The sequence below is a fragment of the Thermosipho sp. 1074 genome, assembly GCF_001999655.1.
Taxonomy (GTDB): Bacteria; Thermotogota; Thermotogae; order Thermotogales; family Fervidobacteriaceae; genus Thermosipho; species Thermosipho affectus.
In genome coordinates, this window is sequence record NZ_LBEX01000012.1 from 1 (window position 1) to 16303 (window position 16303).

General features: G+C 31.4%; 16 protein-coding genes and 2 pseudogenes. 3 read left to right on the forward strand and 15 right to left on the reverse strand.

From position 1 onward, the window contains the following. Positions 1-548 precede the first annotated feature (548 nt). Positions 549-971: pseudogene (locus XO08_RS03445) on the reverse strand (fibronectin type III-like domain-contianing protein); the annotation flags it as partial. A gap of 195 nt (positions 972-1166) precedes the next feature. On the opposite strand from XO08_RS03445, the pseudogene XO08_RS09440 reads away from it, so the two are divergent. Beyond that, positions 1167-1529: pseudogene (locus XO08_RS09440) on the forward strand (chloride channel protein); the annotation flags it as partial. Then, positions 1509-2273 carry a chloride channel protein gene (locus XO08_RS03450; protein WP_369799923.1) on the forward strand — a complete coding sequence of 255 codons (765 nt, stop codon included), beginning with the start codon at positions 1509-1511 and terminating at the stop codon, positions 2271-2273. The pseudogene XO08_RS09440 and the gene XO08_RS03450, both read left to right, overlap by 21 nt. A gap of 29 nt (positions 2274-2302) precedes the next feature. On the opposite strand, the gene XO08_RS09495 is transcribed toward XO08_RS03450, so the two are convergent. The 7 genes from XO08_RS09495 to rbsD all read right to left on the reverse strand — a co-directional run bounded on the left by XO08_RS09495 (position 2303) and on the right by rbsD (position 8274). Further along, the gene (locus XO08_RS09495; RefSeq protein WP_077287259.1) at positions 2303-2464 is read right to left on the reverse strand and encodes a hypothetical protein; all 162 of its coding nucleotides are present in this window, start codon (positions 2462-2464) and stop codon (positions 2303-2305) included. A 208-nt stretch (positions 2465-2672) separates the two neighbouring features. Then, complete coding sequence (rbsK, locus tag XO08_RS03460) at positions 2673-3569, reverse strand: ribokinase (RefSeq protein ID WP_075665659.1); 897 nt, start codon at positions 3567-3569, stop codon at positions 2673-2675. Then, entirely contained in the window at positions 3566-4558 is a 993-nt protein-coding gene (locus tag XO08_RS03465; protein ID WP_077287251.1) for a LacI family DNA-binding transcriptional regulator, read from the reverse strand. Before XO08_RS03465 ends, rbsK begins: the two co-directional genes overlap by 4 nt. Before the next feature lie 45 nt (positions 4559-4603). Further along, complete coding sequence (gene rbsB / locus XO08_RS03470; protein ID WP_075665660.1) at positions 4604-5473, reverse strand: ribose ABC transporter substrate-binding protein RbsB; 870 nt, start codon at positions 5471-5473, stop codon at positions 4604-4606. A gap of 12 nt (positions 5474-5485) precedes the next feature. Continuing rightward, positions 5486-6412, reverse strand: coding sequence for an ABC transporter permease (locus XO08_RS03475; protein ID WP_075665661.1), 927 nt, complete (start codon positions 6410-6412; stop codon positions 5486-5488). Then, positions 6409-7887 carry a sugar ABC transporter ATP-binding protein gene (locus tag XO08_RS03480; RefSeq protein WP_075665662.1) on the reverse strand — a complete coding sequence of 493 codons (1479 nt, stop codon included), beginning with the start codon at positions 7885-7887 and terminating at the stop codon, positions 6409-6411. Before XO08_RS03480 ends, XO08_RS03475 begins: the two co-directional genes overlap by 4 nt. After that, positions 7888-8274 carry a D-ribose pyranase gene (gene rbsD, locus XO08_RS03485; protein ID WP_075665663.1) on the reverse strand — a complete coding sequence of 129 codons (387 nt, stop codon included), beginning with the start codon at positions 8272-8274 and terminating at the stop codon, positions 7888-7890. It lies immediately after the preceding gene. Between the two features lie 324 nt (positions 8275-8598). Between rbsD and XO08_RS09445 the strand changes: the two genes are divergently transcribed. Then, the gene (locus XO08_RS09445) at positions 8599-8733 is read left to right on the forward strand and encodes a hypothetical protein (RefSeq protein ID WP_255362952.1); all 135 of its coding nucleotides are present in this window, start codon (positions 8599-8601) and stop codon (positions 8731-8733) included. A 349-nt stretch (positions 8734-9082) separates the two neighbouring features. Here the strand turns inward: XO08_RS09445 and XO08_RS03490 are convergent, their stop codons facing one another. The 7 genes from XO08_RS03490 to XO08_RS03520 form a co-directional block, all read right to left on the reverse strand. Then, positions 9083-9622, reverse strand: coding sequence for a hypothetical protein (locus tag XO08_RS03490; RefSeq protein WP_075665664.1), 540 nt, complete (start codon positions 9620-9622; stop codon positions 9083-9085). 68 nt (positions 9623-9690) lie between these two features. After that, positions 9691-9933, reverse strand: coding sequence for a hypothetical protein (locus XO08_RS03495; RefSeq protein WP_075665665.1), 243 nt, complete (start codon positions 9931-9933; stop codon positions 9691-9693). A gap of 73 nt (positions 9934-10006) precedes the next feature. Then, complete coding sequence (locus tag XO08_RS03500; RefSeq protein ID WP_075665666.1) at positions 10007-10249, reverse strand: hypothetical protein; 243 nt, start codon at positions 10247-10249, stop codon at positions 10007-10009. Between the two features lie 401 nt (positions 10250-10650). Next, positions 10651-10968 carry a cupin domain-containing protein gene (locus XO08_RS03505; RefSeq protein WP_077287254.1) on the reverse strand — a complete coding sequence of 106 codons (318 nt, stop codon included), beginning with the start codon at positions 10966-10968 and terminating at the stop codon, positions 10651-10653. Between the two features lie 46 nt (positions 10969-11014). Then, entirely contained in the window at positions 11015-12046 is a 1032-nt protein-coding gene (locus tag XO08_RS03510; protein ID WP_077287256.1) for an L-Ala-D/L-Glu epimerase, read from the reverse strand. Continuing rightward, positions 12046-13395, reverse strand: a complete 1350-nt coding sequence (locus XO08_RS03515) for a transglutaminase-like domain-containing protein (RefSeq protein WP_075665669.1) — start codon at positions 13393-13395, stop codon at positions 12046-12048. The genes XO08_RS03510 and XO08_RS03515 overlap by 1 nt, the downstream gene beginning before the upstream one ends. A 146-nt stretch (positions 13396-13541) precedes the next feature. Next, positions 13542-16004 carry an alpha-amylase family glycosyl hydrolase gene (locus tag XO08_RS03520; protein ID WP_233120225.1) on the reverse strand — a complete coding sequence of 821 codons (2463 nt, stop codon included), beginning with the start codon at positions 16002-16004 and terminating at the stop codon, positions 13542-13544. Positions 16005-16303: the final 299 nt, after the last annotated feature.

Consider the following 16303-nt stretch of genomic DNA (forward strand, 5'->3'; position numbering starts at 1 on the left):
CCTGAGCCAGGATCAAACCCTCCATCTCTATCTCGGGCTTATCCTGATTTCTTACTTCTCAAAGGACTGCTATCCACATTTCAATGACCCGTTTTTACACCCAATTATTTGCGGCACGGTATCTAATTTACCACGTTTGTTTTTTTTAGTCAAGTTACAGATAGGTTAATTTTATTTCAACGTTGTTACAACCACGACTTATGCATCCCAGTCTGCAACCTTTACTCCGTCCTCTTTTTCAAGACCTTTTCTATTGCACAGCGATTATTATTTTACAGTATAATTGTAACATCCAAATACACAACCGGTAAACAACATGAATACTAAAAGAAACAACAAAGTAAACAACACCACTTCCTCAGGGGTCTTGCAACGTCTCATGAAAATCTTAAAAATTAAAGAAATGATATTTGCAAACAAATGCTTTATTTTGTACAAGGAAAGGGTGACAAAAAATAGTTCAAAACACATAAATGGAAAAAATAAAAATCAAACAACATGATTCACTTTGAGTACTGGAACCATGTTGTAAAAAATTATACTAAAACTTATATTTTAACTCTTCCTTCAAGGCGTATATCCCTGGAAGATGCACCAATTCTTATTACATACTCACCTTTTTCAACAACCCATCCCACATTACAAAAACTCGCCAAATTATTTATTGGTATTAAGATGTTGACATGCTCTAATTCACCAGGTTGTAGTAGCTTTGTTTTGTGAAATCCTTTTAATTCTTGAAATGGTTTATCAATCTTTCCTTTTAGTGCTTTTACGTATATTTGTGCTATTTCCTTCCCGGATATTTTTCCCACATTTTTTACATCAAATTCGACTTTTATTTTCTCTTTATCTTTTTCTAAATTAAGATTTGAATATTCAAAAGTTTTATATGAAAGTCCATATCCAAACTCTAATAGTGGTTCCACACCAAAAGTGTCGTAATATCTATATTCCACGTAAATATCTTCTTAAAGGTGCAAATATTTTATTTTTTCCAATCTTCTAACCTATCTAATTTATTTAACACTAGCCTTTTAAGATCCTTTGTCACTGCGTTACCGCTGACATCCCTTTTGCTCACCTACTTCTTTTGGCTGACTTTCTTCTCGCGTTCAAAATGACAAACATACTCATCTCTTTATCTTGTTTCATGTTATAATAACAACATGAAAGAACTTATATGGGTTTTGATAGCCGGTGTAATTTCTGGATTTATTTCTCCATTTTTGGCAAAAACGCTTGTTAATGTTATTGAGTTAATAAATATCCTATGGGGAAATTACATTGTTTTTGCACCAGTTATAGCATTCTGGATAGTTGGTCTTTTGGAAAAACACTCTAAACTTATTCTTGGAACTGGTGTAAATTCTTACAAAAACAAAGAAATACACATTACTCTAAAAGATTTAATCTTAAAATACATCTCAACAATGATTACATTAGGATTTGGAGGAAGTGGTGGTTTAGTTTCCCCGATATTATTTATTGGAAAAGGTTTATCGGAAATTTTCTCAAAGAAGTTTGGCAGAATATTTACTATATCGTTTGCCTCGGGCATGTTAACATACTATCTTGGAACCCCTCTTTCTGCAGCATTCCTATCTGTAGAATACTTCGAAAAAGACACTGTTAGCTACGAAGATTTAATGCCTGCTTTACTATCTTCCATGATAAGTATTTTTCATGTAAGAATACTTGGATTTACACCGATATTCATAGAAAAGTTTTCAAAATTAAATATTGAAAATGTAACAACAATTGATATAATCTTTTCAATAATTTTTGCTATGCTTTTTGGTGGCATAGGTATGCTTGCATATATTCTTAAATTTTATTTTAGAAACTATATAAACCGTTTAGATTCCGTTAAAAAAACTCTTACTTCTGGTTTATTGGTTAGTTTAACAGGTATAATTTTTGGAAGTACAATCCTTGGCTTAAAAGTCTTTTTTGGAGGTGAAAATGTTGAAAAACTTATAATAGGAAAAATACTTGCTACAGTATTTACTATAGAAAGTTTGGGAAGTTGTGGATATTTTACTCCGCTAACAATAGTTGGAATGAACTTAGGAGTTGTAGTAGGAAATTTTGGCTTTAATAGCTCCATTTTTTCTATAGTTGGTTTATCTGCTCTTCTTTCTTCTATGTTAAATCTTCCAATAGCTGCTGTCATTTTCCCTTTAGAGCTCTTTGGATATAAAGCCCTTATACCAGCTGCTATAGGTTCATCAGTATCATACCTACTCTTTAAGAAATTCAGACTGGAATAATTATAAAAAAATTACCCTTTTTCATAACACTACAAGATTTTATATTTACGTTCTTTTTTCTTACATAGATATGAAACATTAAACAACACCATATCTGCTACTAAAGTTGGATTAGCTGGATCACTTATGTCTATTACTAATATGCCTTCATTACGCCATACTACATAAATATATTTTGCAGAAATTCGGATATTTGGTTTGAATCTGCCAAATAAACTTCAAAAATGCTAAACTAATGATTATAATAACTAAAACCTTAGTAATCTATAAATGTTCTTTCAAAAATGGCTAATTTTTCTGTATAATTACACGTTGTCAAACAAAAAAATGACTTCGGTAAATATCCGAAGTCATGTGCTTTTTCTACATATAAATATATTTACCAGCTTAATATCTTTATTAAAAAAACTCCTCAACTTCCTGCCTTGTTGGTATAGAACTTTGTGCTCCTTTTTTTGTTACAGATACAGCCGCTGATAAAGATGCAAATTTAAGCGCATCTTTTATGTTTTTTCCTTCACATAAGGCTACTGCAAAAGCCCCATTAAATACATCACCTGCTGCAGTTGTATCAATAGCTTTCACCTTAAATGATTGTTGCTCAATTATTTGTGTTTCATCAAAATATTTAACCCCTTTATCTCCTAATTTAACTACAAGTTTTTTCAATCCTAATTTTTTTAATTTCTGATAACTATCCTCCAGTGAAATAAAATCACCAAAAAAATTGATACTTAGTAACTTAATTTCTTCTTCGTTTGGAGTCAAATAATCAACATACTTTAATATTTCCTTAGTTACACCTTCAACAGGTGCAGGATCAAAAATTATTATTTTCCCTTCTTTTTTTAGCAAACTTGCAACGTACAATGTTGTATCAAATGGTATTTCATTTTGAAGAAGCACTATATCAGCTTTTATTAAATTTTGTATATGATCATCCACTATATCTTTTGTTAAATATTTATTTGCTCCTTGATATATAATTATTCTATTTTCGCCTTCTTGCGTAACTTCAATAAAAGCAAGGCCATTATTTTCATCTACAACGGTATAACCTGAGATATTTAGTTCATCGTATCGTTTTTTTAAAAGCTCGCCATATGAATCATTTCCCATACAAGTTAAAAAATACACCTTTTCATCTGACAATTTTGCAATTGTAACAGCTTGATTTGAACCTTTTCCACCTGGAAAAAATTCTAATTTTTTTGCTTTTTGGGTTTCACCAGGTCTTGTAAATCGCTCAGTAGATAATACTATATCCATATTAGAACTACCCACAACCGCTATCATCTTCTCATCTCCTTAGTAGATTCTCTTATTACAAGCTTTGGTAACAAAACTATACCTTTATTAGACACTTTTTTTTCTTCAATTATTTCCAATAATAGCTTTGCCGATTTTCTACCCATTTCATACATCGGTTGATAGACAGTGGTTAGTGGTGGTTTAAAGTGTTTTGAAAAAGGTATATCATCAAAACCTGTTACACTAACATCTTCAGGTACTTTATATCCCTTTTCCTCAAGAGCATCTATAACACCGTAGGCAATTAAATCATTCCCACACAATATTACATCTGGTAACCCCTTCAACCTTTTAGCCTTTTTATACCCTGCGTCATAAGAAAATTCTGTAAAATAGTGTTTAAATTCCAACTTTTCAGTTCTTGCCCTTTCAGCAAATGCCTCATACCTTATTTTTGCACTAAAGGTCTCTTTATTTCCGTTAATAAAAATAAAACTCCTGTGTCCAACATCTATCAAATAATCTAATAGCAAATTCATTCCTATTTTATTATCAACAATAACATAAGACGAATTAATCTCTTCAAAGATCCTATCCAAAAAAACCACTTTCAAACCTTTTCTTATTTTTTCTACTAACAGCGGATTGGAAGATCCGGTACCTGTAAAAAGTAACCCATCAATATGTTTGGAAATTAATATTTTTAAAAGTTCTGTTTCCTGTTTTCTATCTTGGTCGGAATTACACAAAATTAAATTATATCCCTTTTTCCTCAAATAATCTTCAGCTCCTCTAACAATGTTTGCAAAAAATGGATTTGTAATGTCAGGTAAAATAAACCCTATTGTACCTGTTCGTCCTTTTCTTAATCCCTTAGCTATACTGCTTGGATAATATCCCAACTCTTCTATTGCTTTTTTTACCCTCTTTTCCAATTCTTCTGAAACTGGTGCGGAATTATTTAAAACTCTAGAAACTGTAGAAATTGAAACTCCAGCTTTTTTAGCTACTTCTTTAATACCCGGCCTTTGCATGATCCCCTCCAATATATACTTAGGGGGGATGCCCCCCCTGAGTAATTATTCAGTTACAAGTTTTAATTCAACAGGTATATAAACAGTTTGTGTTTCTAAAAATTCAAAAGCCTTTTGAATAGCCAATTGTCCCATTAAATACGGTTGTTGTGCTATAGTTGCAGCCATTTCACCTTTTTTTACAGCTTCAATTGCATCTGGTATGGCATCAAAACCTACAACAATTATATCATCAAGTTTTCCGGCTGCTTTTATTGCTTCAATTGCTCCAAGTGCCATTTCATCATTTTGTGCAAAAACGGCATCAATATCAGGATATGCTTCAAGTAAATTTTCCATAACTGTTAACCCCTCTGCTCTATTAAAATTAGCCGTTTGTTTTGCCACAAGAACAAGACCAGGATATTTTTTCAATTCTGTTTCAAATCCCAATCCTCTATCTCTTGCTGCAGATGTTCCAGGTATACCAACCAATTCCACTACTTTTCCTTTCCCATTTAATTTCTCTGCAATAAATTTTGCAGCCATTGCTCCACCAAAGACGTTATCAGAAGCAATATGTACCACTACTTTTCCTCCATTTGAGCCCCTGTCAACAGTTATTACGGGGATTTTTGCATCATTAGCTTCCTCAACAGCGGCAACAATTGCATCACTATCTGTAGGATTGATAATTATTAAATCAACCCTTTGCTGGACTAAATCTTCAATATCATTAAGCTGTTTAGAAGGTCGATCCTGTGCATCTACTATTATTAGCTCTATCCCCAATTCTTTTGCCTTATCAATCGCCCCATCTCTAAGAGCTACAAAAAACGGATTGTTAAGTGTTGACAACGATAACCCTATCTTATAACTAAACACAGTTGCCACAAAAATCACCAAAATAAACATTACCAAAAATATCCTTTTCATACTTACACCTCCTCAATTTTCTCTCTCAAGCAACACAGCAATGAGAATAACAACTCCTTTTACTCCTTGTTGATAAAACGGAGAGACGTTAAGCAAATTCAACCCATTATTAAGAATTCCCATAATTAATGCCCCGAATAATGTTCCTACAATCGTTCCTTTCCCTCCAGCTAAACTAGCCCCACCAAGTACAACAGCTGCTATCGCATCTAATTCATATCCCGTTCCAAACGTTGGCTGCGCACTGTTTAATCTTGAAGTCAAAATAATGGCACTTACCGCCGCCAAAACTCCACTAATCGTATATATGATAATTTTATACTTATCCACCTTTACACCACTTAATTTTGCAGCGGTTTCATTTCCACCAATCGCATAAGTGTAAAGTCCCAATTTTGTATATTTTGATATATAATAAATAATCCCAAACACTGCAAACATTATAATTATTGGGACAGGAATTTCTAAAACATCTCCCCTCCCTATTATTCTAAAAGCCCGCGGAAAACCTGTTATAGGCATTCCCTGAGAATAAACTAGCGTTAATGATCTTGCAATAGCCATGGTAGCCAATGTAACAATAAATGGTTGAATCTTCCCTTTGGCAATAATGAACCCATTTATAGCTCCCAGCAAAGCTCCAACAAATAACGCAACCAAAATTCCCAAAAATACCGAACCATTTTTCACTACCGAAGCCATTACAACGGCAGAAAATGCCAAAACAGATCCCACAGACAAATCAATACCACCTGATATGATTACTAAAGTCATACCAAACGCAATAATTGCTTGGATAGAAACTTGTCTAAATACATTAATAAAATTAGAAACCGTCAAAAATCTGTCACTTAATAACGAGAATAATATCACTATTCCAAAAAAACCTACGATTGCCGGATACTCTTTAAGTTTTTTCAAAAAAACTTTTTGCCTCATTTAATATCAACTCCTGTTGCCAATTTTAATATGCTTTCCTGAGTAATTTCACCCTTTTCCAAAATTCCCATTGAACGTCCTCTGTGCATTACCAATACTCTATCACATAAACTTACTATTTCAGGAAGTTCAGAGGAAATAAAAACTACACCTACCCCATCATTAGCCAATTTGTTTATAATATTATAAACCTCTACTTTTGCTCCAACATCAATTCCCCTCGTTGGTTCAACTAAAAAAACAATCTTTGGCTTTTTTCTTAAAACTTTTGAAAGAACAACCTTTTGTTGATTTCCTCCTGATAGTGTTTTTACCTTTTGTTTAATAGAAGAAATTTTTATTGAATATTTCTTCACTTCGCTAGCTACCATATCCCTTGCCCTTTTCCACGATATTTTTCCAAATTTAGATATCTCATCAACATTTGGTAAGACTATATTCTTCACAACATCCATATCCAAAACTAATCCCATTTTTTTCCTATCTTCTGGAACAAGTGCTATACCATGTTTAAGCATATCTTTTCCTGGTAAATATGTGCGCCCATCTAATACCAACTTATCCCAGTTAGATCGTAAATATCCATATATTCCTAAAGCAATCTCAAGTTTTCCTGAACCAACCAAACCAGCAATGCCAAATATTTCTCCTTTATTTACATTAAAAGTAACATTTTCTACATAATCTTTGACTTGTAATTTTTCTATTCTAAATAACTCCTTACCTGTTATTACATTAAATTTTGGATACATTTCCTCTATATTCCTACCTACCATCATTTTAATCAAATCTTCTCTTGACACTTCTTTTATACTTATTGAATTTATATAGTTTCCATCTCTCAAAACAGTTACCCTGTCAGCTATTTCAAAAACCTCTTCAAGCCTATGTGAAATAAAAATAATCGATATGTTTTTTCTTTTTAAATCTTTTATTATCTCAAAAAGTCTTTTTGTTTCATGGTCCGTAATCGTTGCAGTAGGTTCATCCATTATTATTATTTTCGCATTTAATGATAACGCTTTAGCTATAGAAACTAGTTGTTTTTCAGAAGTATTCAAATTTTTCACCTTTTCATTTGCTCTAATAGGAAACTTTAGCTTTTTCAATAATTCATCTACAACCTTAACCATTTTAGATCTAGAAAAAATAAATTTATCAACCCTACCAACAAATACATTTTCTGCTACACTCAATTCTTCAAACAAATTCAATTCTTGGTGGATAGTAGCTATTCCCTTTTTGATAGCTTCAGTAGGGCTGGAAAAATTTATTTTCTCTCCATCAAGAAAAATATCACCCGAATCAGGCTTATAAACTCCACTGATTATCTTAATTAGCGTGCTTTTCCCGGCGCCGTTTTCGCCCAATAAAGCGTGAACTTCTCCTTGATAAAGATCAAAATTTACATTATTTAACGCAACAACTCCAGGAAATGTCTTAATAACATTTTTTAATTCTAATATTTTTTTCATTTAAAATATCACCCCAGAAACCAATATCGCGTTGTTATAAGGAGTTACATCGCCCGTTCTTATAACCGCTACCACTTTACTACTTATATTTTTCAATTCATCATGTGTAACCTTTTCAATATGTGCAAAAGAAAGTTTTTGTCTACAAACCTCCTCGAGGGATTTAGAAGATTCTTCGGCAATTATTATTTTTTCCACTTTCAATTCCTTTAACACAACATCTAAAACTTCTTCAAACGTAGGTTTTCCATAATCAAGAACTAAGTCTATCTTTTCGACATTGCGAGGAATAGGAAATCCCATATCAACAATTGCAATCATATCTTTGTGTCCTAAACTCGCTATTATCCTAGCTATTTCAGAATTAAATATTCCTGTTTTTTTCATCCTTTACCTCCTTTAGAAAACGTTTTCGAAAACGTTTTCAACATATTTTTATCAAAAAATGCTTATCAAAGTCAAATGAGAAAACATAAGAAAACTCTCAAAAATTTATTCTTAGCCATCTTAACAACTATTTATCTATAAATTTGGATATTTGATCAAGATTAAAAAACTATACCTAATCTTTTAACACTTCTTTGTTAAAATTTTTTGATATTTGAATTTTTAATTCTATTTAGATGGTTAAAAATGAACAAAAAATACGTATACATAAAGGAGTAGAATTAATAAAAGATATAACACAGAACATTTCTGACAAACTAACATTTGAATTTAACAATAAAAAAACTTTTAAATACAGTTAGTGCTTCTATAGAAGAAGTATCAGCAACTATAGAAAAGGTTAAAGCATCGGTAGACAAAATTACCCATGAAGCTGAAAATTATTCAATAAACAAGTAATTAACACACTAATTTAAAATAAGAAAACTAATGATATTATGAGTCTGCTTCAAAAATAGAAAGGAAAAGGTATAAACTTTTCTCATTTTTTGTCATTCTGAGAAACAAGGAGCGAAGAATCTAAGATCCTTCGCACTACATGCTCAGGATGACAAGAAAAAATTTTTAAACAAGCCCTTATACTATTTCTATTAGTTTAATTAGATGAAAAACCATGTGCGATTTTTAATATATCTTGGTGTTTACACAAAATTTAAAACACTACACACTTTAATTAAATTTTCAAAATAATACAAGGCTCCAATGATATATTGGAGCCTTGTTTGTATTTTACACAACTAAATATTTATCATTTTCTACGACCGTGCACATGTGTTCTTACATTATTTCTTGAATTGTTTATATTTCTTCCTCTTACATTTTTTCTTCCCATTTTTGAATAAGCATTTCCTCTGCTAACTTCCCCTCCTTTTCTTGTGAATACTGGAAAGCCATTTTCTCTTATAACTATTTCTTTTCCTTCTATTACTGCTTTGTATACTACTATATATGTATTATCTCCTAATTCTACCTTTCTGCCAATAATTTCTATATTTATTCCCTCTTTTAATCCTTCGTATAATCTAATTGGTCCTGTATGTACTTCATATTCTTTTCCTTCTGCTTCTACAACTACTTTTATCCCTTCACCCGGTATTAACTCAATTTCCTTTACTATGCCTGATATACTTATTTCAGAAACCGTTGCACCTTCTGGTAAATTCCTATAAAGCGGTTCTACCTGATTCCTTGGGGCTGTCTGTACATAGTTATTCCATGGTCTTACCGCAAATGCACTTGCCGCCAATACTAAAACAGTTAACAAAATTACACTAATCTTTTTAAACATAATCCCACCTCCTAATGTGTTTTCTACAATTTCTATACTACATACTTTTCCTTAACAAATCCTTATATTTATCTTAGAGTTACCTTAGAATATATTTGAAAAATTGAAGAGGAATGCCAATCACGTGAAAGAATAGTTATTTTATAGGATTTTTCGGATGTCCAATTATCTAGTGACAAATATCCAGAGATTATATTTAAAAGAATTGTCTTTTCCGCCCCATTTTCTCTAAATATTAATACCTTACTCTTAGGGGTTATTTCCAAATTATCTATTTCTATTACTTTATTTTCATCATAAGAAAGTTTCACGTTTTTTAAAATTACTCTATTATCCCACTCAAAATATTCTTTCTTCTCAGTATTTAATAAATTTTTTATTCTTTCAAGTATTTGTGAGCATCTGTGAAATTCTGGAATAGCTTGAACAATTCCAAAAAGATAAAATCACTCTCCAGAATGTGTTTATTATCGCTACAAATCCTCCAAAACTCAACTTTCCAATTAAAACAAAATACCCAGATACTATAAGTGAAAGAGTATCCGCCGTGTTTCGAATAATGTCACCTAACATTTGACTTGATTTTACAGCTTTAAAACTTTCAACTTTCTTGAAACACTGAGTCATAACCCTCAATTATTTTACCTTGATAATTCTTGTCAAGATAAATATCTTTCTCCATAGTTTTTTAGACATAATTTTATTTTAAATCATGCTTTTACTGGTATCATCTAAAGAAAGTAGGTAAAGTAAGTGTGGAAAGAAGAAACCTTTACGTATCATTTAGAACTTAATACACAAGATACGATAAAGTAGTGATCCCGGAAGTTTGAAACGGCAAGAAAATTACGTAAATATTAATAAATGTAAAAAACATGTGGAGAGTTTGAAAAGTTAACATTAATCTTCTTGGCAGAGACTAAAATAAAATCCCCCTCCCACACAATTATATATTAAGATAAAACTTTATAGATTAGAAGGAAACTTGAATTTTTCTAAACAATAATTTTTTTGCACATTAATATTTTTTATCCAAGAATTTTCATAACTAAAACTTTTGCTTCTTTTTCTCCTATGTTTTTTACACTATGAAGCACATCTTTTGGAAATTCAACCAACTCATCTTTTTCTAACTTTAAAACCTCATTTCCTATTTCTACTTCAACTGTTCCAGACAAAACATAAAGCAACGCATCTACATCTGATTTATGCGCTTTTAATTCATAAAAAGGGGCAATACTTATATGGACTATCTGGATCTTTTTATTTTCAAAAAATCTCGTTCCAATAATTCCTTCTTTATCCAATACAGGTTTGTTATTTCTATAAGAATACTTGTTGTTCATATTATCTACCTCTTTTTTTATTATATACTCCAGTCTGTAACTTTAGTTACAATATAGTGATTTTAGAACCATTTTGTTTAAATTTTCCTCGAAATTTATTTTCTTTAAGCATCAAATGAGAATCAAGATCGTGAAAAACAAATGCACCTGTACCAAGTGCGAAATTTACACTTTGGTTTATCCCAAGACTTGATTCGCCCATGCAACCTATCATAAGCTTGAGATTTGCTGTTTTAACCATTTCAACTATTGCCAAAGCATCTGATAATCCAGATTTCATTAACTTTATATTTACAAAATCAACTGCTTCTTCCCTTATTAGTCTGTAAACATCGTACTTACTTTTGGCACTCTCATCAGCTGCAACTGGATATGGAGAATTAAACCTCACATACTTTAATCCATCTATATCACTTGCCACAACAGGTTGCTCAAAAACGGAAATATCTACACCTTTTTTATAAAGAACTCTTACAAACTCAACAGCTTGTTTTGGAGTATATCCCATATTGGCATCCACAATGTATTTAGCCCCCTTGGTATTACGGGCAATTTCTTCAACTGTTTCTATATCCTTACGTAAATCTTCACCTACTTTAATCTTTATATTTTTAAAACCTTCACTAAAAATTTCTTTGGCCTCTTTCACCATATTTTCAATAGTATCTATACCTACAGTTTTATCCGTTTCGATTTCACGTTTCATACCACCCAATAAATAATATACAGGAGTATTTATTTCTTCAGAAAATGCGTCAAGAACGGCATATTGCACCCCTGCCTTTACACTCGGAGTTGCAAAGAATTTATCAAGAACATCAAAAATTCTTCTATATTCTTTTACATCCATGTTGACAATACTTTCTTTTATTGCCGCTTCAAGTTTATACAAACCTTCCACCTTTTCTCCATTTACTCTAAAAGATGGAGATATTTCTCCATATCCTTTAATACCTATATCTGTTATAACCACAACTTCTATGTTAGTTGAACTATCTGAAACACTGCCGGTAATGTGAAATGGTTTGTAATATTTATAAGTTTTCAATTCAAACTTTACATCAACAATTTTACTCATTATTCCACCTCCACAAAATTAAGTACTTCTATTGAATATTTAAATTTATCATAATATACATTTTCAATCTCAGTTTCCACTTCTCCAACCTGATTATCGTATGGATCAGAACGCCAAAAATTTTTATTTGGATAAAATTGTTCCATAAATTCGGTGTTTGCAACCATTCTAAATCCGTCAAGATTACCAAAATAAAATTCCCGTTTTTTGTCTTCTTCTCTTCTAGCTCCGCCAAATGAAAGATCAGCTGGTAACCAACCATATGGTTGTACATAAAACAAAGCCCAATCATGTGGAGACGCAAAATACTTATTTATATACCAACCTGATTGCCATCTTGTAGGTATCCCCACTATTCGACACATAGTTATAAACAATAAAGCTTGAAACCCACAATCTCCCTTCAAATTTGTTGCAACAAACTGAGGAATTGTTTCGTATGTTCCATAAGGTTTAACATACGAATAACTCACATGTGTAGTTATCCAATCATATATCAATTTTGCTTTTAAATATGGATTTGGTTCTTTATCAATTATTTGATAAACAAGTGATTTTAAATAAGGAGTGAACAAAATATGTGGTGGTTTCTCAAGTATGTACTTTTCTAATTCTCTTGGCAAATTTTGCTCCACTTTATCTAACTCTACTTTATTAATCCACTCATGTACTTCATATTCAAATTCGACATAAAAATCACTTTTATTGGCAACATCATCTTCAAAATATATAGTATTTTGAAAAATCCCTTTAGGATATAATACGAAATTTTCATGACTTACATCTATTATTTTTACATTTTTTATTTGGAACTCCTTCTTGGGAACAGGAAGCCACACTTTTATAGTCTCTCCTAAAATTTTACTATAATCAGGATATAAAGTAATTCGAGCATGTACTTTGTATGTTTTTGGCATATCACCATTGATTAATGCTGTTAATCGCTCATCTAGTAATTTTTTAGATTTTTTAACACTATCTTCTTGAACTATCCTATCCTTATAATGCTTGTAGGAAAAACCTAAATTTTCAACAAATCTGCTTTCAAAACGATATTCACCGTTGATGTATATATAATCTAACATTCCTTCATAAAATAATTTTTCAAATTCTATATTGGTAAAACCTGCTATTTTATTTTTGGCAATCTCAACTGCCTCTTTCATAGTATATGGATAATCAATAAGCAATCTATTTATACGTTCTTTTTCGTACAGTAAACGCAACTGCAATAATTCTGGAAGTTCATATTTAAGTTTTTTCTCAATCAAGACCAAAGCCCTTCCAAAATTACCAGAATATTCTTCTTTTAAAATATCCTCAGGCAATCCAACTGTTAAAAACTCCATCATACCCCCTCCCCCATTATTTAGTTCGTAAAACGAAATACTCTTTGTTTTATTATACCAAATAGTCTAGTTAAAACAAAATAAAATAGTGGGCTCCTTAACGAACAAGGAACCCACTAAAACATATTACAAAGAATAATTAAGTTTTATTTACGGATTTCTATCCACAAATCATCCATTATATACGCTGCGTTTTCATTTCCTCCACCAAAGATATATGCCTTTGGTTCAGGCTCGATAGGCCTAAATCTTGATGATATACCGTCATAGTCCCAACTTGTCAAGTATATCTTCCATCCAGAGTAACTTTTAGGATTTCCAAGATTATCACCTTTTACTATTATTTTTATCCAACCATCATCTACAATTACTTCTGGTGAACCTATTTGCATACCAAATTTGTTTTTATTTGCACCTTTAGAAGAATACAACGCAGAAGACCACCCGGTTACGAATATTTCGTAATCCCAATCTTTGATTTTATAATTTTGAAATGGCAAATATGTAGTTCCTACTTTGCTTGGATCATCGAGAAATATTTGATACGTTACGTGATCAAATCCATTTATTGGATTCCAACTTTTTGTTATTTCTTTTGGCTTTATACTTATTACCAACGTTTGCCCTATTGACTGTACCTTTACGGCAAGAATATCCATTTGCCGTTTAAAAGTAGGATCAGTTGGGTAAACATAAGTGCCATTTGGACCATTATCATCACCTTTGGGATCTATAGAAAATGCCAAATCTTTCACTTCAAGTTCAACAAGAAAATTTGTTTCCTCCGTATAAATTACATCTTTCATCGAACTTCCTCGAGCTTTTATTAGTAAAGTATGTTTTCCTGGATCAAAGCGTAGTGGATCTACAACATAAGTAAACTGGTTGTTTTTCACATTTAATTTTATTTTATTATCGTACTTTCTATCTATATAAATATAAACATACTTTGCATTTGTTCTCCCCTTTATAGTAAACTTATCTTTTATAATCATCCCATCTTTTAAATTAGTCTTAACAAAAAGATTACTCTTTTTTATCACTCTTTTTTCATCTGATATCTTATATACCGTTATACTCCTTCCCGGAATGGTTACAACAAACTCTCCATCTTTTTTCGTAATAAGCTTCGTTGTTTTTCCATTTAAATTAAATACTGGAACTAAAACCGTTCCCTCACTTAAACTAGTTTTTATTTTCGTAATCTTTGTATCATTTGATGTGTTTAATATAACAACAAGCTCTTCTTTGTCATCTTTTAACAAATATGCCAAAATCCCCGCACCACTTTCTTCAAACGAAAGAACTTTAACTTTACCATACCTTGTCGCCGTATAAGACTTTCTAAAACTTATAATTTGAGAAATAAATTTGTACATATCACTTTCTGGATTAAAATGATTCTTATTTTTTGAACCCCAACCTTTTTCAAACATTGAAGCTCTTGTCTCTTCAAAATATTGCTCAGTTCCATAGTATATGACTGGCATTCCAGGTAATGTCATCAAAAATGCAAGTGCCAATTTTGTGACTATTGGTGTAGTACCTTTAGCAAACCGCTCCATATCATGATTGTCAATAAATGTAACTAACAATCCTTTTTCCAACGTTTTATTACGACGTTCTATTCTATAAGCAAGATATTTTGTTGGTTGTCCTCCCTTTATAACCCTCTTTATTTCCTCATTTAGTGGGAAATCAAGCATTGCGTTAAATCCTGCTTCAAAATACGTCTCGATTTCTTTTTCAGCAGAGTCATCAAATGGTTTTGAAGTTAACCAAACTTCCCCAAAAGATATGAAATTATCCTTCTGCGAATAAATTCCATCTTTGCTCAAAAAGAAATCTTTCCAAAAATCTTTTGGAACATACATAGCAGTATCAGCCCTGAATCCATCAACTCCAACCTGTTTAATCCAATATTTATACGATTCTTTTAAAGTTTTTCGTACTTCAAGATTCTCTGTGTTTAAATCATCAAGTCCTGAAAGTTGATAATTAAGCCTTTGATTTGGATCTGCAAAATTATTTATATCAGGTGTCCAATGATAAATAGACTTCTTTCTTACGTCAGAAATATCATAATTATTCAGATTAAAAGGATATTGCGTTGGGGCATTTGTTGGGACACTTTTAGTATTAATTTCAAATTTTCCATTTTTAAATCTAAAATAATTTCCCACATGATTCACGACAATATCCTGAATTAACACCATCCCATTTTTATGCAATTCTTTCGATAATTTTTTATAAATCTCTAAATTTCCAAAGTGTTCATCAACTTTTGTAAAATCACGAGCCCAATAACCATGATATCCTCCATAGTGTACCCAGGGATCCCACCATTGATTGGCTACAGGAGGCGTAATCCAAATTCCATCTACTCCCATACCTTTTATATAATCAATCTTTTGTAATATTCCTTCCAAGTCACCTCCACTGTACTTTGCACCATTATACGGATTATACTCGTTCATACCTTGATCATTGTTAGAAACGTTTCCATCATTAAACCTATCAATCATTATAAAATACAACACCTTATCCTGCCAATTTCCCAAAAACATAACAGAAAAAAACAAAATAAAAATCACTGAAATCTTTTTCACAACAAACTCCTCCTATAAAAAAAATTCACCTATTACTTTTTTATCAAAATTTTTCCATTACCGTATAAAATAATGGAATCATTCCAAAAAGAATGGAAAATTGAAAAAAGTAAATTTCATATTACTATAACCACACTGCTATTTCAAGGAATTAAGCAAAAATAATTTGGAAAGCATTGGAAAGTATTAAATAAATTGAAAAGTGGAAGATTTTTTTTACTACCCATACAATAAAAAAAAAAGCAGGCGAAAGCCTGCGAAAAAAAAAAATAAACCCGGGCGATACCTACTCTCGCAAG